Consider the following 22,391-nt stretch of genomic DNA (forward strand, 5'->3'; position numbering starts at 1 on the left):
GAAATTCGCAATCGCTACCATGATTTGGGCGGCGGCTGCATTTCTTTTTGGCGTTGTCGCTGCTATCCAAATCCCATGGTGGCCAGCCAATTTGAATTTAGAATGGATTACCTTTGGCCGACTGAGACCGCTGCACACGAACGCTGCGATCTTTGCCTTCGGTGGTAATGCGATCTTTGCGGGGATCTATCACTCTTCTCAACGCCTGCTTAAAGCTCGCATGTTCTCGGATCTTTTGTCCCGCATGCATTTCTGGGGTTGGCAATTAATCATCGTGGCGGCTGCGATCACTTTGCCATTGGGTTACTCCCAAGCCAAAGAATACGCCGAATTGGAATGGCCTATTGATATCGCCATTGCTGTGGTGTGGGTTATCTTTGCCGTGAATTTCTTTATGACGATCCATCGTCGTCGTGAAAAACATCTTTATGTGGCCTTGTGGTTCTATATTTCCACAATCATCACAGTGGCAGTTTTGCACATCGTGAACTCGATTGAGATTCCGGTGTCTTTCATGAAATCTTTCCCGGTTTATGCCGGAATTCAAGATGCCATGGTTCAATGGTGGTACGGCCATAATGCCGTGGCCTTTTTCCTGACAACGCCGTTTTTGGGTTTGATGTACTACTATGTTCCAAAAGCTGCGAACCGCCCGGTTTATTCATACCGCCTGTCGATCGTGCATTTCTGGTCATTGGTTTTCATCTATATCTGGGCCGGCCCACATCACTTGCTGTACACTTCCATGCCGGAGTGGGCGCAAACCTTGGGCATGATTTTCTCGGTCATGCTATGGGCTCCATCTTGGGGTGGTATGATCAATGGTCTTTTGACGTTGAAAGGCTCTTGGAACCTACTTCGCACGCAACCGTTGCTTAAATTCTTCGTAGCCGCGCTAACCTTCTATGGTATGGCGACTTTCGAGGGGCCACTTCTTTCCATCAAATCCGTCAGCGCGCTGGGACACTACACGGACTGGATCATCGGTCACGTTCATGCGGGTACCTTGGGGTGGAACGGCTTCTTAACGTTTGGTATTTTGTATTACATGATTCCGCGCTTGTGGAAGACAGAACTTTACTCCAATAAACTTCTGGAAAACCATTTCTGGATGGGGCTACTTGGCGTCATTATGTACTACGTGTCCATGGTGGTTGCAGGTATCACTCAAGGTTTGATGTGGAGAGCTGTGAATAAAGACGGCACTCTGGTTTACCCTGACTTTATCGAAACAGTGGTTCGTATCATTCCACTTTATTGGGTGCGTGCTTTAGGTGGAATGCTCTTCCTGATTGGTTTCTTGTTGATGTGCTACAACATCTACATGACGATCAAACTGGCTCCGAAACAAGTCAAAGAAGAAGCTGTTGAAGTGACTCGCACGGGTTACAACGAAGTTCCAGGTACGGGTCACCGTAAATTGGAAGGCATGGGCTTTGTATTCTCGGTCTTGGCATTCCTGGCAATCGCGGTGGGATCTTTTATTGAAATCTATCCCACACTGTCTTTGCATAAATACATCACTCCGACAAATGTGACGGAGCCCTACACGGCTTTGGAAATCGCCGGTCGCAGTATTTATCAAAAAGAAGGTTGCTACGTTTGTCACTCGCAACAAATTCGTCCGATTGTATCTGAAGTTCTTCGTTACGGAAATGCTTCGACAATTGAAGAATCCATGTGGGATCACCCTTTCCAATGGGGTTCAAAACGTACCGGTCCTGACTTGGCCCGTGTTGGTAAGAAATATCCAAACTTGTGGCACTTCAGTCACATGATGGATCCTCGCACGGTCACTCCAGCGAGTATCATGCCCAACTATCCTTGGCTTGCGGATAAAGACACAGACTTCCTGCGCCTGCGCAAAGAATTATCTGTGCTAAGAAGATTAGGTGTGCCGTATGACGACGACACTGTGGTTAATGCCGACGGTATCGCTCAAAAACAGGCAAAAGAAATCGCAGCCGATATTGAGGCCAACGGCGGTCCAAAAGGTATGGAGAAAAAAGAAATCATCGCCCTGATCGCTTACCTTCAAGCCCTAGGTCAGAAAGGAAAAGCCCAATGAAACAAGAAGGATTAAAATACTTCACAGATCTTCATTTAACTTCTATCGGTCTGATGATTTTTTTCGTGTTCTTTATTTGTGTATTGGTTTGGGTATTTCGCAAAAACAGCAAGTACTTCTACAATGAAATGCAGAATATGCCTTTGAAAGATCAGGAGTTCACAGATGCAAGACAATAACAACGGTAAACCAGAAGGCTATAAGCAGCTCTTCCATGAGTATGACGGCATCATTGAACACGACAATCCACTACCAACGTGGTGGTTGTGGACATTCTTTCTGACGATCATCTTTGCTTCTCTTTACTTCCTGCACTATCAGTTTGGTGGTGGCATCACATTGCAAGACGAACTGGCGATTCATATGACGGCCTTGGAAAAAGAAAAAGCGACTCAGCAGGCTTCGGCCCCGGCTGAAACAGAGGACTCTTTAAAAGAAGCCTTTGAAAAGATCGATGCGAACGCTGGTGCCGCAGTTTTCGCTGGCAAATGCGCCGCTTGCCACGGTCAGGAATTGCAAGGTTTGATCGGTCCTAACTTGACCGATCACTTCTGGATTCACGGAAAAGGCACTCGCATGGATATCGTCAAAGTTATTCGTGAAGGTGCCGCTGACAAAGGGATGCCACCCTGGGGCCCAGTCCTGAAACGCGAGGAGCTTTATTCCGTCGCAAAGTATATAATGGCGAAACTAGATTCCAAACCTGCTGGAGCTAAGCCTCCACAAGGAGAAGAAGTGAAATGAGCTTAGACCCGAACCTCCTTACCTCTGTTGATGAGCACGGCGATCACATCGCCATAATTCCTGCTGAAGTAAAGGGGTTCTATAAAAAGCACCGCACCTGGGTGCATGCTGTCTTGCTTGTAGTTTTTCTAGCACTGCCGTGGACTTCGATCCGCGGCGTGCAAACGATTTTGATCAATATTCCTGATCGCGAATTTTCTTTCTTTGGTCTTTTATTCCACGCCCACGATGCTCCTTTATTATTCTTTATTATCGGCACCCTGGTGATAGGCCTCGCCTTCGTCACTGCCGTGTGGGGCCGTGTCTGGTGTGGTTGGGCTTGCCCACAAACCGTCTTTATTGAATCTGTTTTCCGTCGAATCGAGCAATGGACGGAAGGTAACTACATTGAACGTCGCAAACTTCGCGAAGAAGCTATGACGTTTAATAAAATTAAAAAAAGCGGAACCAAGTGGGTGTTATTCGCTTTGGTGTCTTCGCTGATTGCGCATAGTTTGATTGCTTATTTTGTCGGAGCAAAGGACCTGTTGCATATGATGGAGCAACCTCCGGGCGACAATTGGACCTATTTTATTTTAGTCTCTCTGGTGACTGCGGCTGTTCTTTTTGACTTTGGCTGGTTTCGCGAACAGTTCTGCGTGATCATGTGCCCTTACGGTCGCTTTCAATCTCTTTTAATCGATAATAAATCTTTGGCGGTTATTTACGACGTGAAACGCGGCGAACCTCGCCGCGGTCGCAATCAGCCCGGAGAAGCGCAAGGTGACTGCGTGGCCTGCAATCGCTGCGTGAACGCCTGCCCTACCGGTATTGATATTCGTAATGGTCTGCAAATGGAATGTATTGCCTGTACGGCTTGCGTGGATGCCTGTGACGAAATCATGGAGAAAGTTAAAAAACCAAAAGGTCTGATTCGTTATGACACTTTGGATTTTAGCAAAATCAAACTGACTCGCCCGCGTCCCTTGGTTTACATGGGGGCTTTGCTGATTTTAGTTTCCGGTCTTTCCTACGCCATTGCGACTCGTGATCCTTTCCATTGGACCTTGTTACGTGGTCAGGGCTTGCCTTATTCCTATGTACAAGACGGCGATACGAAAGATGTGATTCAGAATCAATTCAAGATTCACATCCAAAATCAGGAGCGCGAAGAGACCTCATACACGCTGTCGATTGATCCTGAATTGATTAAATCAGGTGCCAAGCTAACGATTGGAGAAAATCCAAAAGTTCTGAAACCTCAAGGCACGCACGAATGGTATTTCTTTGTGCGCCTGCCTGAAAGCAGCTTCAAAGGAACTCACGGTAAGATTTTATCCCGAGTGACCATCGAAAGCCGCCATGGGGATGTGGTAAATCGCAGTGACAAAGAACTTATCATCGTGGGACCTCAAGGATTATGAACTCGGGAATGCTGCTCGCACTAGGAATTCTCAGCACCAGCTTTTTCGGAAGCTGGCATTGTGCTGCGATGTGCGGGCCGATCTCCTGCTTGATGGGAGAACGTAAATCCCTGCTTTCCTATCACTTCGGCAGATTGATTGCCTATGTCTCCCTGGGTGCTCTAGCAGGAGGCCTCGGGCAATTTCTGCTCGATTCCCAATACGCATGGCTTAGAACAGCTTCGGCAGTTTTATTTGCCGTGGTTTTACTGAGCATGGGGCTGCGCCTGCTCGCTCCTTCATTCACTCAGAAATTAATTCCCAAAGTGGATCCGCACGGCTTGATGAAAGTCTTTCGTCAGCTTAGAAAATTTCACTTAAACCAATCTGGAATTGTGGTTGGATTCTTAACCGGACTTCTTCCCTGCGGCTGGCTTTATACCTATGTCACTGCTGCAATCGCGATGCAAAATCCATTGATGGGGGGAGCATTGATGTTTTTATTCTGGGTTGGTGGTTTGCCTGCGCTTAGCATCCTGCCCTCAATGGTTCAAAAAGGTTTAAGCCAAATCCCGATGCGCCAACAGCGTATCGCTGGCGTCATTCTGATTGTCGCCTCCATTTACTCCGTGTGGAGTTTCGTTTACTTCACCCACGCTTAAAGTCGATATTGATTCTCCGCAGCTCGAAAAGCAGAGTGTGACTTGCTCTAAAATCGGTTTTATCGCTACCATAGGACTATGAGTTCTTACGTTTTTTTGACGGAAGTCGCAGATTTTCCACAGGCACAGGTTGTGAAATCCTTTTTGGTGGCCCAGGGATTTCACCCACGTTTGCGTGATGAACAAACCCGTGCTGTTGCGCCTCACTTGGAACAATTCTTAGGAAAATTGATTATCGATATTCCTGAAGAAGAATTTCTGCAGGCTTCACAAACTTTGGAAGAACTGCAGGACTCTCATCGACTGAAAGTCGCAGGCCAGGAAGAAGAAGAACTTGCTAAGGATCAAGCCCTGTCAGAGAGCCAAGCGATGGCCAAGCAATGTCTGGTGAATGCGGTGTTGGGCTGCGTTTTGATCCCCGTCGTGTGCAATCTTTATTCAATGCTTTTGGGATTCAGAGTTCTTGGCAAAGAAATGCCACTTTCCCGTTTGTCCCGAACTCGTTTAGTCATGGCCTTTTTCTTTAACTGTGCGGGTTTTTATATCTGGCTTACATTCGGCGGAAGAATTCTACGCAACATGTTCATGTAAGTTGATTTGTAGACTGAATTAGTTTTTACACTAACTGCGGCGCATCATTCGCAAATGCTTACTCATGTCGCAATTTGATTGATTGCCGACCTTTTTCTCATTACCCCCTTCATATCTATAACTTTTCAATGAAGGGATTGTTATGCGTTTTCTATTAGCGACTGTAGCTTCTTTGTTCATCTCCACAGCGGCTTTCGCGTGGGTGCCTCAATGGAATTATCAAATCAATGGTTACCAAGCGGCTGTTACTATGTACAACCCGACTGGTTTCACAGTTTACTGCCAAGGTTACGTGACTGGCCAAGTTCAGAATGGATTTGTGGTAAATGCTTGGTTTGCTGACTGGGTCGGTCCATTCCAATACCGCACGGCTTGGGTTTATGCGACTCCACCGTATTTCTTTGTCAATGCTTGGGCTAACGTAAACTGCCAGTAAGCTTTTTCCAGTCAGAGTCGGTCATCATCGTGACTGACTCTGTATTGAAATCGTAAACAATGCGGATATCATTTTTCTGCAGCTGTTTACGAACTTGTTCTTTCTTTTTATCTAAAGAAATTTCGATCACACCGTAATCGGTACCTTCACGCAAAATAAACGCTTCAATCACCGCATCCACCACTTCTGCCGACAGCTGATCCATGGGGATCACCATTGGTGGCTGAGGATTCTTTTCCAATTCATTGTCGTTTTCGAAATTCATAAATCAGATCTCCAGATCCTTGCTTCTAGCACGAATACAAAGTTCGTCACATCTTTCATTAAATTCGATGCCAGAGTGCGCCTTCACCCAGCGCCATTCGATACGATGCTGACACTGAAGCGTATAGAGTTCACGAATCAGGTCCACCTCAGGAATCGGCTGTCCCTGATTTTTAACCCAGCCATTGGCACTCCACCGCGGGCTTTTTTCCAAGGCCTCAAGCATCACTCGCGAGTCGGTATAAAGCTTCGCGCGACTGTTTTCAGGTAAAGCCTTTAAAGCCTCGATAGCTGCTTGAAACTCCATACGGTTGCTGGAGGTTTTCTTTTGTCCTGCAGAGTCTTCACTGAGGATCTTGCCACGACGGCTGATCACGTAAGCCCATGCACCCTTACCATGCTTAAGACTGCCATCTGTGTAGATCTCAAACACATTACCAGAAAATAAACGAAGCACTCTTTGCCAGAATCGATACATACTACAAAGCATTCCATAAACATTTGATAAGCGCATTAAATTGTTGCGGAATTAACGCGGAGATTTTGGATGCGCGGGCTGAAACTTCAAGTTATCCCTCTCGAGATCAAACGAGGTGATATATGGTTCAAGCATTCAGAATATTGGGCTGGCTCGAAGGAGCTTCTTTTCTAATTCTACTTTTCATTGCGATGCCAGTTAAGTACATGGCTCACAATCCTGCGATGGTCAAAGCTATGGGACCTATCCATGGTTTCTTGTTCGTGGCCTATGTGCTTTTCGCAAACTTTTTGGCTGGTGAATTGAACTGGTCCGGAAAAACTCGCATCAAAGCATTCCTTGCGGCGGTTCTTCCTTTTGGAACTTTCTGGTTCGAGAAAAAATATTTGGTAGTAACTGAAAAAGTTTAACGCTTTTTCTTAGGTTGCGTCGTGCCCTTCTCCGGAGGGGCCGTCTCATCCGCTTTGTTTTCAGGCGCGGTTTTTATCTCCGCCGGCTTTTCTTGAATCGGCGCCAGCGCCTTCGGTTTTTCCACGCGGCTTTGAATGAAATAGCGAAGCCCGATCATAAACGCATACTGATCAGAATATTCATTGGGCTGCTTTGACACGGCATAAGTGTATCGGGCATCAGCCATCACGGCCCACAATCCCGCATTCCAAATTTCGCCTTCAAGGGCCAGGTTCGCACCACTTTCTGAAGATGACCAAGCAGAGGTTTGAATTCCCTCCGCCGGAGTGAAATCCGTGTGGACTGTTTTAACTCCGCCCATAGGATAAGTAGTATAAACACCCAACGAAGTTGAAAAAGAAGGCGCCCAGTAACGGCGATAAGCAATGGTCACCTGCATCGCTTGAGTTTTCTCGATAACCGAGCGACCCGCCGCCTCGTCGCGGAAATAATATTTATTAAAATAAACTGCTGCCATCTCCAGCGCGCCATGATCACTTACATCACCAGATGCGACCAAAGCAAGCCCGGGCATGGTCTCATTTAAGTCCGAATAGTCACCGTCGTAAATTGTGCGAGAGAAATAAGGACCGACATAGGCCATGACATTTCCCCGCTGAGGTACGTAGGCTTCAGCAAAATCTGCACACAGAATAAAGATACTCAGAGACAGAATGGAAAGTGTCCGTTTAAGATAGACCATAACTGGAGCCTAATGGTTGATGAGTAAAAAATCATTATCTTTATACATAAAAAAATTTGCATTGTTGGCGTCAACAATGACCGCCTTTTTATGGCTCATGCCCACTCAGGCTGCAAAGAATGAAACTCCTCCGGAAGATAAAACCACGCTGGAAGAAGACTTCATCAACAGCAACATCTATGTCTCCCGCTTCTTCGACAACATGGCGGACAGTATGGATTTGTTTTTAGCGGGGCAACAGTACACGGAAAGACCCAACACCACATCGGCGGTTTTTGAAACAGCGTCGTACTATAACTCCCTCGAGGGGTTAAGAAACGATCTGAGCTTTGACTTCTATTTACGTCTTCCGAATGTGGAAGAATACTGGCAAGTGACATTTACATCCTATGACGAAACAGCTGAACGCGGCGTGAGTCAAGAATACCTCAGAAATCAACCCCGTCAGCGTAATGCCGGGGCGACCTTCGGGTTTTTCAGACAATTGGGAAATGTCAGAACATCCTATCAACCCCGTATCTCATTTTCTTTGCCTCTTAAGATTTCTCACACTTTGACGTTTGAAAGCATTGTGGAAAAATCAAAATCCTATCGAATCAATCCCAAATTGCAATTTTACGCGGATGCCGACAAGGGAACCGGGATGTTCCAGGCTCTGAATTTTAACTTCACGCTTTCCCGCCGCTTCAGCTTAACCTTCGTCAACGAGGGGGATTATGAAGACAGGATTGCTACTTATACGGTGACGAACGGTGTGGCCTTGGGGCAGTGGTTTAGCAAGATGTCGAGCATCTCTTATAATATTTTCTTTACGTCGAAAAATCGGCCGAATTACCACCTGTACTCGTACAATTTTTCAGCGGCATTTAGTCAGATTTTATATAAGAATATTTTAGATTATCAGGTTCAGCCCAATATCGATTTTTCTGAAGAGCATGACTTTGTCAGAAACCCAGGCGTCAATTTTCACTTGTATATCAGATTTTAAACCGAGGGCGTTATTTCGCCCTGGCGTTTTTCAAACTGCCCCAAAAAACCCATGAGCCGTTGAATCAAATCATGACGACGGATGGGCTTGCTTAAATGCGCATCAAAGCCTGCGGCTAAACAGCGATCACGCTCTTCCTTCATAGCATTTGCCGTCAATGCAACGATCAAGTTGGAGTAACCCTCTGAACGAAGCTCCATAGTGGCTTGGCAACCATCTTTGATTGGCATTTGGACGTCCATCAAGATCACGTCATAGCTCTTAAGACGCGCAGCCCGCACACCATCTTCACCGTTGTTTGCGATAGAAATCTTTGCACCAGCGCCTTCCAGAAAGCGCTGAAGCAACGCCTGGATGTCAGAAGAGTCTTCAACCAACAAAATCTCGCGCCCCTGCAACGCTGTCGCAAAATCCAAGGACGTGACATCCATGATCTTGATTTTGTGTTCGTTATCTTGCTCCGACAGGTTGGTAAACATCGGACCATTTTCAGGACAAATGCAATCCACAGTCACCAGGAAGGAACTTCCTTTACCCAGTTCAGAATCCATCAGTACCAGGTCTCCGCCTAAACGACGAGCCAAAGTCCGTGACAAAGCCAAGCCCAGGCCTGTGCCACCAAACTGGCGGGTATGAGAAGCATCTGCTTGCGTAAATGGCTGAAACAAAATACCGGCTTGTGCAGGACTGATCCCGATACCGGAATCCGTAATTTCAAAACTTAGAGACTGATGAGTCTCGGATTTACTGACGCTTAAACGTACAAAGCCTGAACTTGTAAACTTAATGGCATTGCCAATCAGATTAGATAAAATCTGCGACAAACGAGTCGCATCGGATTTAATAAACCGAGGCATGGCCGTTTCAATGACAACTTCAAAATGCACATCTTTACTGGCTGTACGGGAATCTGCGAACAGAGTCAGTTCACGCAAAAGTTCGCGCAAATCCACCTCACTGATTTCCAGCTCCACTTTACCTGCTTCGACTTTGGAAATATCCAGAATGTCATCGATGATTCTTAGTAAGTAAGTGCTGTTGGTACGAACTTTCGCAGCCCAATCCTGACGCTCAGACACCGTCGAGGTCGAATTTGTCAAAAGATCCGAGAAGCCTACGATAGCGCCCAAAGGGGTGCGAATTTCATGACTGACATTCGCGATAAAATTGGTTTTCGCGCGGTTGGCGGCCTCGGCCGCATTTTTCATTTCAGCAAGATTTTTATAGAGCAAAGCTCTTTCGATATTTACCGCAAGCTTGTTGGCAAATTCTTCCGCCATCATTGCATCGACGGCATCGAAGTTTGCTGAGCCGGGAGCGCGCGCCAAAGTCACGCAACCAATCGTGTCGCCGTTTTGTTTGATTGGCATGCAGATGTAAGAGCGCAGCCCCACTTTTGTAAACAACGCAAAAGTGCGAGGTGAAATGGAAAGCATGCGAAACATTTCTGGCAAAATGTCTTCATGAAAAACAGAAGCGCCCGAGCGCAGAACTTTCAGAGGACTTAGAACATCATCAGGATTTTCAAAGCCAATATCTTGAAGCTCTTTTAAAAACGGTACAAGTGCGGTGTGCTTATGAGCCACAGTGCCCGGCCCGACTCCTAAGTCTTCACGCAAATCTATACGGCACCAGTCCGCCATATTTTCAATGGCCACTTCAGCGGCGGCAGTGATTACGGAGTTGCAACAGGCCGTTAAATCAAAATTCCTATCCAATGATTTCAGTGTTGTTGCATAAAACGTCAAAAGACGTTCGGCATAATAGTTTTCGCGTGTATCGTGAAGATAAATCAAAAGGTGTTCATTGTAAGGAGCCGGTGCTAAGACTTTTTGAATACGAATCATTTGGCGCAAGGAAGGATTTAAACGCGCAAGCAGCTTATCCAGTTTGTGATCAGTGATCTCGCCATCAAAACCCAAAAGGTCACGGGCTGAATCGTTCAATTGCAGCACACACTCATCGAGAGTCGTGATAAGAATCGGTAGATGCGTAGCAAAGAAGATGTGCTTCCACATCTCTGCTTCAATCTCCGAAAGCTGAATTTGACCGGCCATTTCGCCCCTCACATGAAATAAGGTTTAGTTTTACCTTATTGAGTAGAGCGCCTCTAAAACTTATCTTTTGTATTATATTTTTTATACCGAATAGTACGCATTTGCTTACGCTCCGAGCAGTTACATTGCTAACCAGCAAGGGATCTAAACAAGTCTTTGAAAAGATTAAACTAAACACGTTTTAGAGAAGCCCCTAAAGCAAAGATGTTCTGCTGACTTTTTCCGTGCAAAAAATGCTGAACTCCCGCCAAAACCAGCTTAAACGAAGACCCGACACTCACCATGCCGGCGTCGGTTTTTATGACATCCGCAACTAGCATTTGTTCCTTTGAAACCAAAACTCGCTGATTGAAATCCTGGGGGCCCAGCTCATCGCGCTCGCCATAACGATTCAGTTCAATGTTGCGCACTCCCGACACTGCCAATCCTGCTTGAGGCTCCGTGCTGACCACCCATTGCGCCTTTGCTCCCTCGGCAGTTCCCAGCAGGGAGTGACCGGTACCCACAGCACCAATCAGGGCTGAAACGGGACCGCCAATGTGCGCGGCCGCCTGCTGACCCAAGAAATGATAGTGACGGCGTTTTTGAAAATCAAAGAGCTGATCAAATCGCACGCTTCCCGGCTGGTCGAGCAAAAACTTTTCGTAGTTGGGATAGATATTGCTCATGTCCTCTTGAAAAACTTCAGCACCTTGGGAGGTCAAGGACTCCACCAGAGAAGGCATAACAGTTTTCGGCACGAACAAGGTGCAGCGAAGCCCCCTCTCTTTGCAGTAGTGAGCCAAAGAAACCGCCGTACTCCCTGCACTGACTTCAGAAATAATGGAACCTTTTACCACCCGTCCAGATTCAAAAAGATAAGAGATCTCCCCTTCGACCATATGATCCTTCATAGAGCCGCCGGGGTTTTCACCCTCCAAAGAAGTAAAGACGCGGTTGCCGTCCCGAAGGTTTAATTCGGGAGCGACGATTTCAACAATACGCGACCGAGGCATTAGGCAACAATCGGCTTATCAGCGTGCTTCAAGTTTTCAGGAATGTTCAAAGCGCGCGCTTTGTAAGACGCTTCAAAGATCGTCGTTTTAACTTGTGCTACGTCCACGAAAATTCCATTGGGTGAGTGCACAGTTTTACCCATACCCACAACATTTTTTGCAATTTCCGAAGCTGCCACCGCAGCCGAAGTTTCCCCACCTGGAGTCACAAACGGAATATATGATGAACGATCCATTGCATGAATCAACTGGCCCCATAGGTAAGTTGGAACTTCAGGACAGATGAAACGCAGGAAGCGAGACAGATTTTCTTCGTAAGGAAGTTTATCTGAAATCCCTGTTTGCTCAGCAAAAGAAGGCGTATTCTTATTAAAGACAACCACCGAACCGGAAAAACCCAAAGTCGCGCAGGATGCCACAGGAATACCGCGTTTATGAGCTTCGACATTAAGTGCAAGTTTGTCTTCCATGGCAAATAGATCCACCACGTCCACCACCCAGTCGACTCCTTTTAGGAATTCATCCAGGTTTGCTTTCTTAACGCCTTCAGGAAAAACTTTGATTTTCACAGCAGGATTAATCGCGCGAGCTTCCGCCAAAGAGCATTCGTCTTTGCGCATACCAATAGTCGTTTCTTTCGCCATACGCTGACGATTAATGTTCGTTCTTTCGAAAGTATCCGGGTCCGCAATATGGAAATTTTCAAATCCCATACGAACCAGGTTGATAAATATTGAACCACCTAAACCCAAACCGCCGACAGCGATTTTTGTGTTTTTCATTTTCTCAAGTTGGCCTTCTGTGAAGATACCAATGCTGCGAAGAAATCTTTCTTTGTAATGTTGATCCATGATGAGCTCCTTCAAATTATTTTTGAACGAAATAAAATTTTGTGTGCAACAACAATTTATTTATGCAGATAATCTGAAAGAAGACTAATAAAATTTTATTTAGTTTTAACTCGATATGATAAAAGCGGAGCCCATCTTGAAAAACCTCAAAGATTTATTTCAGCTTGTGATTTTAGATTCTCCCATCGAAAACTGGGAAAACAGTGACACTCAAAATGTCTTCGCAAAAATGGTCACCTTAAAAAAGAAAGGTTATGAAAGCTGCTACCAGCAAGGCGTTCTGCCCGTGGACACTTCTGATTTTTTTGCGACGCACGTGATGCTTTTCGCAAAAGAAGACAACCAAGAATTAACTCCGGTCATGGGATATAAAACAATATCTCTTAACAAGTGCCGTGAATTCAATCAGACATTCCCAGGCCTGGCCTTAGTGACCAACGCGAAGATGCCCGAGCATATTGAAGTCATAAACAACATCATCTCTCGCTGTGAAAAAGAAAATCGCCATCTCGCATATCTAGGATCGTGGACAAAAAATCCCCACTACGACGTCCCCGCAAATATCAATTTAAAAGATGCCTTTCGCGCCTTTTACCGCCAAGTCTATCGCGAGCAAAATGTCCAGGAGGTCGTGATCGGCGGCACTCTTCGCTTTCGTACAGAAAAATTATTCTTCGAATTAGGTCACAGACCACTCGAAGCGAACGGCGCTCCACTATCCCACATCAACGTTGCTCACTTGGTAAAGGAACCGGTGTTGGTGATGCACTCGATGAAATTTAATGACGAAGCCACGGTGGCGGCTGAAAAAATGTGGGCTGAGGTTTGGAACAACCGCCTTGAAATTGGTGCGGCTGAAATTAAGAAAATGCCTTTGGCTGTTTAGTGTTTCTGACTGTCAAAAGTGATTTCGAAAACGCAGGCTTGCGCTCCTTTGTGGGCGCAGCACTTTTCGACAACACGGGCCTGAGCTTGTCCTAAATATAAAGGTGCAGACGCCATCATGCCTGCCTTCAGGTGGCAGACATGCTCATTGCCCAGATGTTTTACGCGCATTTCATCTGCGACGTCTCTTTCCGAGGTCACTTCTAACAAAGCCCCCTGCTCATCAAGACTCAAGAAGCGATAGCGGCAGTTCTTTTCATAAAATTTAAGGCAATCACTCCACATGTGCTCGATGATTTCTCGAGCGCTGGCCATCTGCCCATAGTGATCACCCAAGATCGTGGTGGCATTACCGACATAGGTGTAAAGCCCCATCGCAAAAAAGTCTTTGGGTTGAAAGTGACGTTTCGCCAAGTAGTTGAGCGTATCAGAAATCACGCGCATGCTGATCGTCGCAAAGGGATCCTGCAAAACGGACTCGCTTAAGCCCAAATGCTTTAGAATATCAAAGCGCAACTTCCAGCCGTGATATCTTTCGATATATTCAAACGTGGTAATCGTCGTGCGACGACGGCCATAATTTGCATAGTTATATGGTTGAGGCAAAGCCCAGGATGACTTTTGATCCGCGCGAATTTGTAAACCGTGATAGTCGACTTCGCCTAAAAGAATCTGCTCGGGGGAATAAAGAATTTGATCGGAAATACGAATCAACGAATGCTCAGATAGCTTGCGCTGACCAGTGCGGATAAGGGTGTAATCCCACCAGCTCAGGTCCAAAATATCCTGCCATTGATTCTCTGAAAACTGAGAAACTTGGCGGATACGCTCTAATGTGTCGAAGGACAAGACCTTGCCCGTTCGTGCAACCGTTGTATTCATGATGCTCCAAATGACGCTGTGGGTTCTACATGGAATCCAGGCCACCTAAAAGCACTTTCTGTACTCACCTTTGTTTATTTAGGGTTCTAAGGGACCACCCGTGCGGTTTTTACAGGGGTCCGAGAGCGGGTTTTCACCTGACATGGCACCATTCGATCATTTAAGGTGGGGACAATGTCACCTTCAGAAGTTCAAATTACAGATCAAATCACGGGGAGCGGCCAAGTTGCCAGCAAAGGCGCTTTGGTTTTCATTCATTATACGGGCACCTTAAACGACGGAACCGTTTTTGATTCCTCCTACACCCATGGTCGACCGTTCGAATTCGTCGTGGGCTCTAAGAAAGTCATTCAAGGGATGAGCCAGGGAATCCTTGGTATGAAAGTCGGTGGCAAGCGCACGATACACATTCCTGCAGACCTAGCCTATGGCGAACGCACCGTGGGTAAAATTCCTGCCCATTCTGATTTGACCTTCGAAGTAGAGTTGCTGGAATCGCGCCCTCGTGAATAATCCTCAAGATACAGCGTCTGGTCACCAAGGCATTGCTATGCTACACTCTGTGTATGTTGAAATCATTTTTCCCGAATCACGATTTTAAAGCCTTGCTCTTTGACTTTGACGGCACTGTTGCCGATACGATGCCCGCTCACTTGGGCGCCTGGAATAAGGCACTGGCAAAGTATTCTTTGTCTTTAAGCCGCGAACAACACCAAGCCTGGGCTGGCCGCCCCACTCATCGCATCGTTGAAATGATGAATGAGCTTCATAAGTCGACCATTGATCCACAGCAGTTCTTGGCGGAAAAAGAAGTTCACTATCTATCCTCCCTGCATGAAGTAAAAACCATCACTTCTGTGATGGACGTGATCACTCACTATCATGGCCAAGTTCCTATGGCGATCGTAACTGGCAGTCGTCGTAAGATCGTGGATCTGACAATGAAACAACTGAATCTGCATTCCTATTTTGATCTGTTGGTTTGCGCGGAAGACTACACCCAAGGCAAACCCGCACCGGATTGTTTCCTGATGGCAGCTTCAAAACTTAATATAGCTCCCCAAGAGTGTTTGGTTTTTGAAGATGCGGTTTTGGGTATGCAAGCAGCCCACTCCGCAGGAATGAAATGCCTGATGGTGGATGAGAAATACAGCCTGACCCACACACGATAAGATAGACTTTAAAGCCCGCAGAATTTGAGGGCTTTTTTTTATCAGGATATACCTTCAAAGTGCGGACGATTTCTTCTGCGATAAACTGTGGCTACAACTCCAAAAACGGCCGCCACCACCAACGCATACGCTATTCCCCCGTACATGGAACCGTAGTTTTGATAAATATAGAAACTGACCAGATAAGCCGTGCCGCCCACCGCCCCTGTGGCAATATTATAACATAAACCATACAGCGTGCAGCGGTGCTCATGGTGAACCAATCCGCAGACCAACATCACAAATGGCCCAAAGCAAGCCGTGGCAATCGTGCTGACCGCAATGGAAATCAGGAAAGTATAAAACCATGAGAGCGAGAAGGCCTGAATATAGCCATCTGCCACTGCAACTTCAAAAAGTTTAAACAGAGGTAGCATCAGAACCACACCCGCAATCAAACCTGCCTTCGAAACCTTTCTGGGCCCAATACGATCTGCCAAAGAACCCCACAACGCATAAGTGGGAGCATAAAATATCGTCGAGTAAGCAATCACGTGATTTGCGGTAAGGGAATCGAGTTGCAACATCGATTTTAAAAAAAATCCCTTAATATTGACACCCATGATAGCTATGCACCCGAGGGCGGTAGCCATCAATAAGGCATAGACAGCGCATTTTTTTTCTTGTGGGGTCCAATCCTTGAGTCTGATAAATTCCCAACGGGAAATTTCGGGATGATCATAAAATTCAACATTTTTTAAGATGCGATTTAGTTGCCACCAGATCGGAAACATCATGGCACTATAGACAAAGGCCGTACGCCACCCGTGCTGTAAGAATTGATCTTCGCCGATCAAAAGTTTCGAGACGATCGTCACCGCCAGCGCAAAGAGATACCCTGCTGGAACAGAGGTTTGAAAAAGTCCGGTATATACTCCCCGATGTGTCGAAGGAGACGCTTCGTAGACAATCACGCTGAGGATCGGGTAACAACCTCCCAAAGCGAATCCTTGAATCACACGTAAGACATAGTACGACCAATGATTGCTATCTGGGACCAGACAAATCAGACAGGATGAAATACCAATCAAAAAAACACTGACCCGAAGACCTTCGATACGACTTTTGCGATCAGCAATAACTCCCAAAAAAAGAGAACCAACGGGCCTCACGATGAATCCGATTAGAAATGACGACATAGAAAATGCGAAGGACGAAGGCAGAGCCTTCGCAAACTCGGTCATCAGCATTCCCGGCAGATAGAACGAGTAAAAGCTGAAAAGATTGAGAAGGCACGCATAACCCAGAACATCTTGTATTCTTCTATGAGGCATTCTCACTCCGATAATTCCAAGTGATCAGCAGCCGTGCAATCCAACAAAAAAGGGAGCTGGCGCTCCCCTTTTTTATCTTTACGGATGAATGTCTTTACGTTGTTCCGTTTTTCTTGAAGGACCTTTTTCGTTGGATTTCGAAATGTCCCTTGCTCCACATTGTTTCAATATTCTTTCAGCCTTATCTTGCCAGTCGCTGTCATCGACATGAACTGACAACAGAATGCCCCCATCTTTCACCATCGTCTCGTAACGTTTGGCTTCGTATTCAGGAATTCCCATTCCCACCAAGGCTCCAGCCAAGCCACCGACAGCGGCCCCAGCACCAGCTCCCGCAAGAGCTGCCATGATAGGCCCTGCTGCCACCAAAGGTCCCAACACGGGCAAAGTCGCTATTGCACCTGCACCGACCAGCCAACCTAAAGTGCCTCCCAGGAGGGCCCCCGTGCCTCCACCGATTGTTGCACCTTCTGGCGCCTTCGTGTCTTTCTCGTGAGCAAATTTTGCGGTATCACCTTTGTCAGGCATCAACACAGAAACGTCTTCATTACGGAAGCTCTCTGTGCGCAGTTGCTCAACACATTTTTCCACTTGTGAACGAGTTTGAAAAATCCCAAATACGACTTTATCTCCACGTTGTCCCATGGCTGTACTCCTTTATTTTGTAACTACGGTCTTATTGATTACTTGGGTATCGCCGGCGACGCTTTTCGCGATACGTTCGACTTTTGCTTTTTCATCGGCAGAGCTGACGTTGCCTTTCAAAATCACACGCTTGTTATTATCAGTGATGATTTGAATATTGTGTGCCTTCATGGACAGTGAATCATCGGCAACGATTTTTTCACGAATCATCCGCGTGATATCCGTCGCACGCTGAGTGGTCATCGCCTGATCATCAGCTTTCCCTACCGAATGACCTTGATTCGTAGTCCCTGCAAGAGCTGCACTCGCAGACAGACTTAAGACGATTAATGAAACAATCATTTTCATAAAGCCTCCCTTTACTCCCACCCACGATAATGGTGGCACGAAGTATTTCCAGCTTTCTGAAACGAAATTGTGAACTGTCATGCGAAAAAGAACGTATATGACTTAAAAACAAGATTTATAAATCAAGATGAGTGGACTTTTCTCGACATTGGTGTGACCGCTTGAAGTCAGACGAGAGGTCGGAGAAGAGCAAAAAAAAATCCCGAACAGTGTCGGGATTTTTGGAGGCGCGAAATTTAGACAGAAAAAATTGGAGGTGACGAGCGGACTTGAACCGCTGTAGCAGCTTTTGCAGAGCTGAGCCTAGCCACTCGGCCACATCACCCCAGAGTGATTTCGAAGGTCTAATCTATGCTAAGTCGGTGATTTTAGTCAATCGAATCCTAGCAACCGAGTCTTTTGAGGGCTTCTACGGGCTCGAAGGTCATTTTTAAGGCAGTCTCTACATGGTGGGGTTGCAGCTTTTCAGTTTGTTCGAGGTCCGCAAGGGTTCTTGCGACTCGGAGCGTTGCGAGCTCACGACGGCGGCTGGAGATCTCCTTAGGAAAGAGTTCTTTCATATAAAAACTCGGAAGATCGGCTACCAGTTCCTCATAATTCCAGCGGCTGGATAGCTTTTTAAAACGCTTATCCACTACCGACTGCTTCGCTCTAAATATCCGGCTGGCTTCAAGCTTCGCCAGGATCTCCGCACCTGATACGGACTCACCTTCTTCTCTTTTTTGCGTAAAAAACGTAATATGAAAGCGATCCACCAAGGGACCTGAGAGTCTTTCCATATAGGACTGACATTTTTTTAAAGATCTGCCGCAGACGACTTTGGATTTGGGAACCCAATCGCCACAGGGACAAAGATTCGTGGTCGCAATCATCAAAGACTCCGCCGGGAATTCTTCGACGAAACGCCCCCGACGAATGCGGATCATGGATTCCTCCATGGGTTCTCGCAAAGATTCCTGTGCGCGCACGTTGAACTCGAGCAGCTCGTCTAAAATCATTACGCCTTTATGGGCGCGGGTGATTTCCCCTTTAAAGGGTGGCACACCCCCACCTATCAACCCAAGAGCGGTGGTTGAATGATGGGGATGAACCACGGGACGCCAGCGAAGAGGGGCTTCACTGCCACCCCGGTTGTTTTTAGAAATTGTATGCATGTCTTCCTGAGTGGGAGCGGCAAGCAGCGCTGACAAAGTCCGGGCAATCGTACTTTTCCCCGAGCCAGCGGGACCTGCGAGCAACACAGAGTGTTCACCTAAAGCGATAATCTCTAAAAGCCGCGCCTGCCTTTGCGGAAATAGAAGATTTAAATCACTTTCAGGTCTACGCACTTCGTATTGCCTAGGTACCGCCGTTACCACCACCGGCTCACGAACATCCTGCAAACAACTCATCACCCGTCGATCAAATACCGCCACTGTGTTTTGCGACTGCCCTGTCCATACCGGAACATTTTCGTCAGGCTCAAAATCCGTAGCGAGATCTTCGGGTTCATAGACTTCACCAAGTAATCCCAACTCCCCATACACCATCACATTATCAGCGGGTTTCGAAAGCTGTTCAGATTCCCACAAAATTCCCAACGCCACGGCTAGTTCCAAACCACGCGAGGATTTTTTCAAATGATTGGGACGAAGATTTACCAACACCTGCTGCGCTTTCGGAAATTCAAACCCTTGGGCGCGGATAGCACTTTTGATACGATGGATACTTTCGCGGATTCCCTGATCCGGGAGTCCTAGGAATTGAATTTGCGGCAGTCCCGCGGTGAAATTGATTTCGACCTCGACAGGAACCAGAGCTTCATTTTCGCGAATCAGAGATTTGATTTTCATGAATCAAACTAAAAGCAAAAAAAAGCCCACAACTGGGGTGGGCTTTTTTCGTAAAATCACTGAAATTTGAAACCGAAGACCGGACTACTTCTCTACTTCAGCCATTTGCGAAAGCGGATGATGCTCCTCGATTGTACGAGTCATCGTGTTCGTCGTTACATTCGTGTAGATCTGAGTTGTCTGGATACTTGCGTGACCCAACAACATTTGAATCGAACGAAGATCCGCTCCACTTTCCAGCAAAGCAGTCGCGCAACCATGTCGGAAACGATGCGGATTTACCGGTTCAGCAAAGCCCGCACGTGTCGACCAGCTCGCAAGCCATCTCCACACGTCCACACGAGACGGACGGTGACCACGGTCATTGATCAAAATCGAAGGACTGTTTTCTTTCATCAACACCGAACGATGCTCACGAAGATAAGTCGTCAACGTCTCTGCCAGCTTTTCAGTCAAAGGAACCAGGCGCTCCTTGCTGCCTTTACCCAAAACCTTGATCCAACGATCTGTTTGGTTAAAGTCAGTCACATTCAAACCAATCAATTCAGAAACACGGCAACCCAGGCCGTATAGGAACAACAACGTCAATTGATTGCGTGCTGTCTTAACGGGATCTGTCACCTCAGCGGCATCGAAAAGCTGCTGGAACTCTTGCGGAGTAAGAACTTTCGGAAGACCTACTTTGACTTTCGGTGGGCGCAGCTCACGCAGCTCAGGGCTGTTATGACCGCGAGTTTCGCAGAACTTAAAGTACGTGCGCAATGACGAGATCACACGCGCCTGAGAGCGAGTGGAAAGCTTATGCTTTTTCATAAACTCGTAAAATCCAGTCACGTTGTTATGGGTTTTGCGATACTCGATATAGAGTTCCAGATCACGACGATAAGCCATCACCGTATTTTGGGAACGTCCACGCACATTTTGTAGTTCATCAAAGAAGTCGATCCAAAGAGGTAGTTCCATAGCTAATATTAGAACCAGACTTTGGACCAAGCGCAAGAAATATTATGTCACCGTTAGAAAATAAAAAACGCCCTTCACTGCGAGGTCAGTGAAAGGCGTTTGCGATTTGAAATCTATTTTTCGTCTTAGTTGAAAGTTCCACCGAAGACAGGGCTGCAATTGATACCGTTTGCTTGCGCCACATGGATACCACCTGGAGGAATTGCTACCAAGCGATTGCCATTGATCATACCACCATTCACTTCCATGATAATATTACCTGGGTTCGCAACCAATCTTACTGTCGACATCATGCCCGCGTAAGCCATCGTACCCGGAGTCACTGTATCAACAGTGTATGTGCCCGGAGCTACCTGACAGCCTGAACCGTAAAGATCGAACCAGTTCACACCCACAGTCATCGTTCCTTGGAACGCCACGGGGCCCGAGTACTGATTCAAGTTTGTACCAATATTAGAGTAACCTGGATAACCATACGGATAACCGTTGGTATATGCTCCGTTGTAAGCTGTCGCACCATTATCCACGATCACATTCAAAGCCAAAGAAACCGAATTCATCGGATTCACACTTTGAACTGAACCGAATTGCTGGGCATTTGCGAAACCCACACCGTTTGTCCAAACAGTTCCTGCTGGGACTCCGCCGCCTCCGTCATTGCCCTGGCAGGCTGCCATGAATGCTGAAATAGCCAGCATCGCAATAAGCTGCATGATCAATGTCGGAAAACTTACTTTGCGTAAATTAAGTTTATCCATATTTTACTCCTCGTTTAAAAATCGTTCTCAAAATTCACACTCCGACAAAAGCCGGAGCGTTTAAAGTTATTGGAAAGCTGCTGCTTTAGAAATCCCAGAGAATGTACCAAGCTTTCTGTAACCGTCGTTTGGAATCACAGCTGATTTGTTGATCACTGAACCCGAGCGGCAGTTGTAAGGACCGTCATAAATGAACCAGCATTTTCTGTAGGGAGACTGAGTCGCGTAAGATTGTGCGAAGTTCTTGTAGTAAAGAGAACCCGTCACGATCGTGCCACCTTGAGCGTCACCTTGGCTGATAACATTATCAACAACCAGAACCACACCGCCCCACTGATCTTGGAAGAAACCAGTGAACACAGTTTTGCCACCAGAAGTGAAGAATCTATTGTATTCAGCTTCCAACGTATTGTTGTCTTTCAAACCAGAGTAGCTCGCATTTTTACCCGTGCCCGCTGTAAAGGAACCTGTGTATGTCACACCTGAATCTGTATAAGACATGCTCACAGTTCCTGCGTAACGACCGTTACCCACATCGCTCAATTGAACCTTCAATTTAAAGTTCTTAGGGTCATTGACCGGGCGAGTACCAATGTAATTATTTAACTCTGTGATAGAGACCGGTGTGAAAGTGCCTTCATTAGAATAGCTTGTAGTCGTGCCACCTGTGTTGGTGCCAGAGCCATCTGGTGAAGTTGGGATCGTGCCCGTTCCACTATTATTAGAATCAACAACAACTGCAGTAGACTCTGCAACGGCCATCTTATTATTGCCACACCCAACACCTGCTAGTGCGATTGCGGCCACCAAGATCATCATTGGAGCGTTGAATTTGTTGTTCATACCTTGCCTCTTTCAAGAACCCGTTTTCAATGGTGGGTCCTCACGGTTCTGTAATGCTATGCCTGTGCCAACATCCAGAAA

Annotated in this window: 26 protein-coding genes and 1 tRNA gene; 12 read left to right on the forward strand and 15 right to left on the reverse strand. The window is 46.6% G+C overall.

Translation table 11 applies throughout. The annotated features are described in order from the left end of the window. Positions 1–19 precede the first annotated feature (19 nt). From ccoN to DOM22_RS12105, 7 genes are all read left to right on the forward strand, one after another. Complete coding sequence (gene ccoN, locus DOM22_RS12075) at positions 20–2,068, forward strand: cytochrome-c oxidase, cbb3-type subunit I (RefSeq protein ID WP_371716819.1); 2,049 nt, start codon at positions 20–22, stop codon at positions 2,066–2,068. Further along, positions 2,065–2,247 (forward strand): CcoQ/FixQ family Cbb3-type cytochrome c oxidase assembly chaperone, encoded by a 183-nt coding sequence (locus DOM22_RS12080; RefSeq protein ID WP_142700623.1) that lies wholly within the window; start codon positions 2,065–2,067, stop codon positions 2,245–2,247. Before ccoN ends, DOM22_RS12080 begins: the two co-directional genes overlap by 4 nt. Next, the gene (locus tag DOM22_RS12085) at positions 2,234–2,812 is read left to right on the forward strand and encodes a cbb3-type cytochrome c oxidase N-terminal domain-containing protein (protein WP_142700624.1); all 579 of its coding nucleotides are present in this window, start codon (positions 2,234–2,236) and stop codon (positions 2,810–2,812) included. Before DOM22_RS12080 ends, DOM22_RS12085 begins: the two co-directional genes overlap by 14 nt. After that, a complete protein-coding gene (gene ccoG, locus DOM22_RS12090) occupies positions 2,809–4,215 on the forward strand; it encodes a cytochrome c oxidase accessory protein CcoG (RefSeq protein WP_142700625.1) in 1,407 nt (468 codons plus the stop codon). Before DOM22_RS12085 ends, ccoG begins: the two co-directional genes overlap by 4 nt. Beyond that, positions 4,212–4,856, forward strand: a complete 645-nt coding sequence (locus tag DOM22_RS12095) for a sulfite exporter TauE/SafE family protein (RefSeq protein ID WP_142700626.1) — start codon at positions 4,212–4,214, stop codon at positions 4,854–4,856. Before ccoG ends, DOM22_RS12095 begins: the two co-directional genes overlap by 4 nt. Positions 4,857–4,934: 78 nt before the next feature. Further along, the gene (locus DOM22_RS12100) at positions 4,935–5,447 is read left to right on the forward strand and encodes a hypothetical protein (RefSeq protein WP_142700627.1); all 513 of its coding nucleotides are present in this window, start codon (positions 4,935–4,937) and stop codon (positions 5,445–5,447) included. A gap of 142 nt (positions 5,448–5,589) precedes the next feature. Next, positions 5,590–5,883 carry a hypothetical protein gene (locus DOM22_RS12105; RefSeq protein WP_142700628.1) on the forward strand — a complete coding sequence of 98 codons (294 nt, stop codon included), beginning with the start codon at positions 5,590–5,592 and terminating at the stop codon, positions 5,881–5,883. Here DOM22_RS12105 and DOM22_RS12110 read toward each other — a convergent pair. After that, positions 5,864–6,148, reverse strand: coding sequence for a YheU family protein (locus DOM22_RS12110; protein WP_210415621.1), 285 nt, complete (start codon positions 6,146–6,148; stop codon positions 5,864–5,866). The genes DOM22_RS12105 and DOM22_RS12110 overlap by 20 nt on opposite strands. Positions 6,149–6,151: 3 nt before the next feature. Continuing rightward, positions 6,152–6,625 (reverse strand): ribonuclease H, encoded by a 474-nt coding sequence (locus DOM22_RS12115; protein WP_142700629.1) that lies wholly within the window; start codon positions 6,623–6,625, stop codon positions 6,152–6,154. A gap of 122 nt (positions 6,626–6,747) precedes the next feature. Here DOM22_RS12115 and DOM22_RS12120 point away from each other — a divergent pair, with 122 nt between their 5' ends. Further along, entirely contained in the window at positions 6,748–7,035 is a 288-nt protein-coding gene (locus DOM22_RS12120) for a DUF3817 domain-containing protein (RefSeq protein ID WP_142700630.1), read from the forward strand. On the opposite strand, the gene DOM22_RS12125 is transcribed toward DOM22_RS12120, so the two are convergent. Then, positions 7,032–7,778, reverse strand: coding sequence for a hypothetical protein (locus DOM22_RS12125; protein ID WP_142700631.1), 747 nt, complete (start codon positions 7,776–7,778; stop codon positions 7,032–7,034). The genes DOM22_RS12120 and DOM22_RS12125 overlap by 4 nt on opposite strands. Positions 7,779–7,854: 76 nt before the next feature. On the opposite strand from DOM22_RS12125, the gene DOM22_RS12130 reads away from it, so the two are divergent. Beyond that, the gene (locus DOM22_RS12130; RefSeq protein WP_246845611.1) at positions 7,855–8,766 is read left to right on the forward strand and encodes a hypothetical protein; all 912 of its coding nucleotides are present in this window, start codon (positions 7,855–7,857) and stop codon (positions 8,764–8,766) included. On the opposite strand, the gene DOM22_RS12135 is transcribed toward DOM22_RS12130, so the two are convergent. The 3 genes from DOM22_RS12135 to DOM22_RS12145 all read right to left on the reverse strand — a co-directional run bounded on the left by DOM22_RS12135 (position 8,763) and on the right by DOM22_RS12145 (position 12,669). Next, positions 8,763–10,823 carry an ATP-binding protein gene (locus DOM22_RS12135; RefSeq protein WP_142700633.1) on the reverse strand — a complete coding sequence of 687 codons (2,061 nt, stop codon included), beginning with the start codon at positions 10,821–10,823 and terminating at the stop codon, positions 8,763–8,765. The two genes, DOM22_RS12130 and DOM22_RS12135, sit on opposite strands and share 4 nt — an antisense overlap. A 170-nt stretch (positions 10,824–10,993) precedes the next feature. Beyond that, on the reverse strand, positions 10,994–11,818 hold the full coding sequence (locus DOM22_RS12140) for a pyridoxal-phosphate dependent enzyme (RefSeq protein WP_142700634.1): 825 nt from the start codon (positions 11,816–11,818) through the stop codon (positions 10,994–10,996). Further along, positions 11,818–12,669, reverse strand: a complete 852-nt coding sequence (locus DOM22_RS12145; RefSeq protein WP_142700635.1) for a ThiF family adenylyltransferase — start codon at positions 12,667–12,669, stop codon at positions 11,818–11,820. The genes DOM22_RS12140 and DOM22_RS12145 overlap by 1 nt, the downstream gene beginning before the upstream one ends. Before the next feature lie 136 nt (positions 12,670–12,805). Between DOM22_RS12145 and DOM22_RS12150 the strand changes: the two genes are divergently transcribed. Beyond that, complete coding sequence (locus tag DOM22_RS12150) at positions 12,806–13,555, forward strand: hypothetical protein (protein WP_142700636.1); 750 nt, start codon at positions 12,806–12,808, stop codon at positions 13,553–13,555. On the opposite strand, the gene DOM22_RS12155 is transcribed toward DOM22_RS12150, so the two are convergent. Further along, positions 13,552–14,436 (reverse strand): hypothetical protein, encoded by an 885-nt coding sequence (locus DOM22_RS12155; protein ID WP_142700637.1) that lies wholly within the window; start codon positions 14,434–14,436, stop codon positions 13,552–13,554. The genes DOM22_RS12150 and DOM22_RS12155 overlap by 4 nt on opposite strands. A gap of 174 nt (positions 14,437–14,610) precedes the next feature. Here DOM22_RS12155 and DOM22_RS12160 point away from each other — a divergent pair, with 174 nt between their 5' ends. Beyond that, positions 14,611–14,949 carry an FKBP-type peptidyl-prolyl cis-trans isomerase gene (locus DOM22_RS12160; protein ID WP_142700638.1) on the forward strand — a complete coding sequence of 113 codons (339 nt, stop codon included), beginning with the start codon at positions 14,611–14,613 and terminating at the stop codon, positions 14,947–14,949. Positions 14,950–15,002: 53 nt separating this feature from the next. Next, positions 15,003–15,608: an HAD family phosphatase gene (locus DOM22_RS12165; RefSeq protein WP_142700639.1), complete on the forward strand. Its 606-nt coding sequence runs from the start codon at positions 15,003–15,005 to the stop codon at positions 15,606–15,608. Positions 15,609–15,649: 41 nt separating this feature from the next. On the opposite strand, the gene DOM22_RS12170 is transcribed toward DOM22_RS12165, so the two are convergent. The 8 genes from DOM22_RS12170 to DOM22_RS12205 form a co-directional block, all read right to left on the reverse strand. Then, complete coding sequence (locus DOM22_RS12170) at positions 15,650–16,921, reverse strand: MFS transporter (protein WP_142700640.1); 1,272 nt, start codon at positions 16,919–16,921, stop codon at positions 15,650–15,652. 78 nt (positions 16,922–16,999) lie between these two features. Continuing rightward, positions 17,000–17,566, reverse strand: coding sequence for a quinol:electron acceptor oxidoreductase subunit ActD (locus DOM22_RS12175; protein WP_142700641.1), 567 nt, complete (start codon positions 17,564–17,566; stop codon positions 17,000–17,002). A 12-nt stretch (positions 17,567–17,578) separates the two neighbouring features. Next, a complete protein-coding gene (locus DOM22_RS12180; RefSeq protein WP_168196641.1) occupies positions 17,579–17,914 on the reverse strand; it encodes a BON domain-containing protein in 336 nt (111 codons plus the stop codon). Positions 17,915–18,165: 251 nt separating this feature from the next. Continuing rightward, a tRNA-Cys gene (locus tag DOM22_RS12185) sits at positions 18,166–18,239 on the reverse strand. Between the two features lie 58 nt (positions 18,240–18,297). Beyond that, complete coding sequence (locus DOM22_RS12190; RefSeq protein ID WP_142700643.1) at positions 18,298–19,746, reverse strand: ATP-binding protein; 1,449 nt, start codon at positions 19,744–19,746, stop codon at positions 18,298–18,300. Positions 19,747–19,830: 84 nt separating this feature from the next. Beyond that, entirely contained in the window at positions 19,831–20,709 is an 879-nt protein-coding gene (locus DOM22_RS12195; protein WP_142700644.1) for a site-specific tyrosine recombinase, read from the reverse strand. A 125-nt stretch (positions 20,710–20,834) separates the two neighbouring features. Further along, positions 20,835–21,467: a hypothetical protein gene (locus tag DOM22_RS12200; RefSeq protein WP_142700645.1), complete on the reverse strand. Its 633-nt coding sequence runs from the start codon at positions 21,465–21,467 to the stop codon at positions 20,835–20,837. A gap of 66 nt (positions 21,468–21,533) precedes the next feature. Then, complete coding sequence (locus DOM22_RS12205) at positions 21,534–22,310, reverse strand: hypothetical protein (protein ID WP_142700646.1); 777 nt, start codon at positions 22,308–22,310, stop codon at positions 21,534–21,536. Positions 22,311–22,391: the final 81 nt, after the last annotated feature.

The sequence above is a fragment of the Bdellovibrio sp. ZAP7 genome, assembly GCF_006874645.1.
Classification (GTDB): domain Bacteria; phylum Bdellovibrionota; class Bdellovibrionia; order Bdellovibrionales; family Bdellovibrionaceae; genus Bdellovibrio.

Coding starts and splice junctions, on each gene's coding strand:
- DOM22_RS12165 (WP_142700639.1), top strand. CDS start 15,003: ATGTTGAAATCATTTTTCCCGAATCACGATTTTAAAGCCTTGCTCTTT.
- DOM22_RS12105 (WP_142700628.1), top strand. CDS start 5,590: ATGCGTTTTCTATTAGCGACTGTAGCTTCTTTGTTCATCTCCACAGCG.
- DOM22_RS12180 (WP_168196641.1), bottom strand. CDS start 17,914: ATGAAAATGATTGTTTCATTAATCGTCTTAAGTCTGTCTGCGAGTGCA.
- DOM22_RS12190 (WP_142700643.1), bottom strand. CDS start 19,746: ATGAAAATCAAATCTCTGATTCGCGAAAATGAAGCTCTGGTTCCTGTC.
- DOM22_RS12080 (WP_142700623.1), top strand. CDS start 2,065: ATGAAACAAGAAGGATTAAAATACTTCACAGATCTTCATTTAACTTCT.
- DOM22_RS12200 (WP_142700645.1), bottom strand. CDS start 21,467: ATGGATAAACTTAATTTACGCAAAGTAAGTTTTCCGACATTGATCATG.
- DOM22_RS12160 (WP_142700638.1), top strand. CDS start 14,611: ATGTCACCTTCAGAAGTTCAAATTACAGATCAAATCACGGGGAGCGGC.
- DOM22_RS12155 (WP_142700637.1), bottom strand. CDS start 14,436: ATGAATACAACGGTTGCACGAACGGGCAAGGTCTTGTCCTTCGACACA.
- DOM22_RS12135 (WP_142700633.1), bottom strand. CDS start 10,823: ATGGCCGGTCAAATTCAGCTTTCGGAGATTGAAGCAGAGATGTGGAAG.
- DOM22_RS12095 (WP_142700626.1), top strand. CDS start 4,212: ATGAACTCGGGAATGCTGCTCGCACTAGGAATTCTCAGCACCAGCTTT.
- DOM22_RS12125 (WP_142700631.1), bottom strand. CDS start 7,778: ATGGTCTATCTTAAACGGACACTTTCCATTCTGTCTCTGAGTATCTTT.
- DOM22_RS12205 (WP_142700646.1), bottom strand. CDS start 22,310: ATGAACAACAAATTCAACGCTCCAATGATGATCTTGGTGGCCGCAATC.
- DOM22_RS12110 (WP_210415621.1), bottom strand. CDS start 6,148: ATGAATTTCGAAAACGACAATGAATTGGAAAAGAATCCTCAGCCACCA.
- DOM22_RS12120 (WP_142700630.1), top strand. CDS start 6,748: ATGGTTCAAGCATTCAGAATATTGGGCTGGCTCGAAGGAGCTTCTTTT.
- DOM22_RS12115 (WP_142700629.1), bottom strand. CDS start 6,625: ATGTATCGATTCTGGCAAAGAGTGCTTCGTTTATTTTCTGGTAATGTG.
- ccoN (WP_371716819.1), top strand. CDS start 20: ATGATTTGGGCGGCGGCTGCATTTCTTTTTGGCGTTGTCGCTGCTATC.
- DOM22_RS12085 (WP_142700624.1), top strand. CDS start 2,234: ATGCAAGACAATAACAACGGTAAACCAGAAGGCTATAAGCAGCTCTTC.
- ccoG (WP_142700625.1), top strand. CDS start 2,809: ATGAGCTTAGACCCGAACCTCCTTACCTCTGTTGATGAGCACGGCGAT.
- DOM22_RS12100 (WP_142700627.1), top strand. CDS start 4,935: ATGAGTTCTTACGTTTTTTTGACGGAAGTCGCAGATTTTCCACAGGCA.
- DOM22_RS12170 (WP_142700640.1), bottom strand. CDS start 16,921: ATGCCTCATAGAAGAATACAAGATGTTCTGGGTTATGCGTGCCTTCTC.
- DOM22_RS12140 (WP_142700634.1), bottom strand. CDS start 11,818: ATGCCTCGGTCGCGTATTGTTGAAATCGTCGCTCCCGAATTAAACCTT.
- DOM22_RS12175 (WP_142700641.1), bottom strand. CDS start 17,566: ATGGGACAACGTGGAGATAAAGTCGTATTTGGGATTTTTCAAACTCGT.
- DOM22_RS12130 (WP_246845611.1), top strand. CDS start 7,855: ATGACCGCCTTTTTATGGCTCATGCCCACTCAGGCTGCAAAGAATGAA.
- DOM22_RS12145 (WP_142700635.1), bottom strand. CDS start 12,669: ATGGATCAACATTACAAAGAAAGATTTCTTCGCAGCATTGGTATCTTC.
- DOM22_RS12195 (WP_142700644.1), bottom strand. CDS start 20,709: ATGGAACTACCTCTTTGGATCGACTTCTTTGATGAACTACAAAATGTG.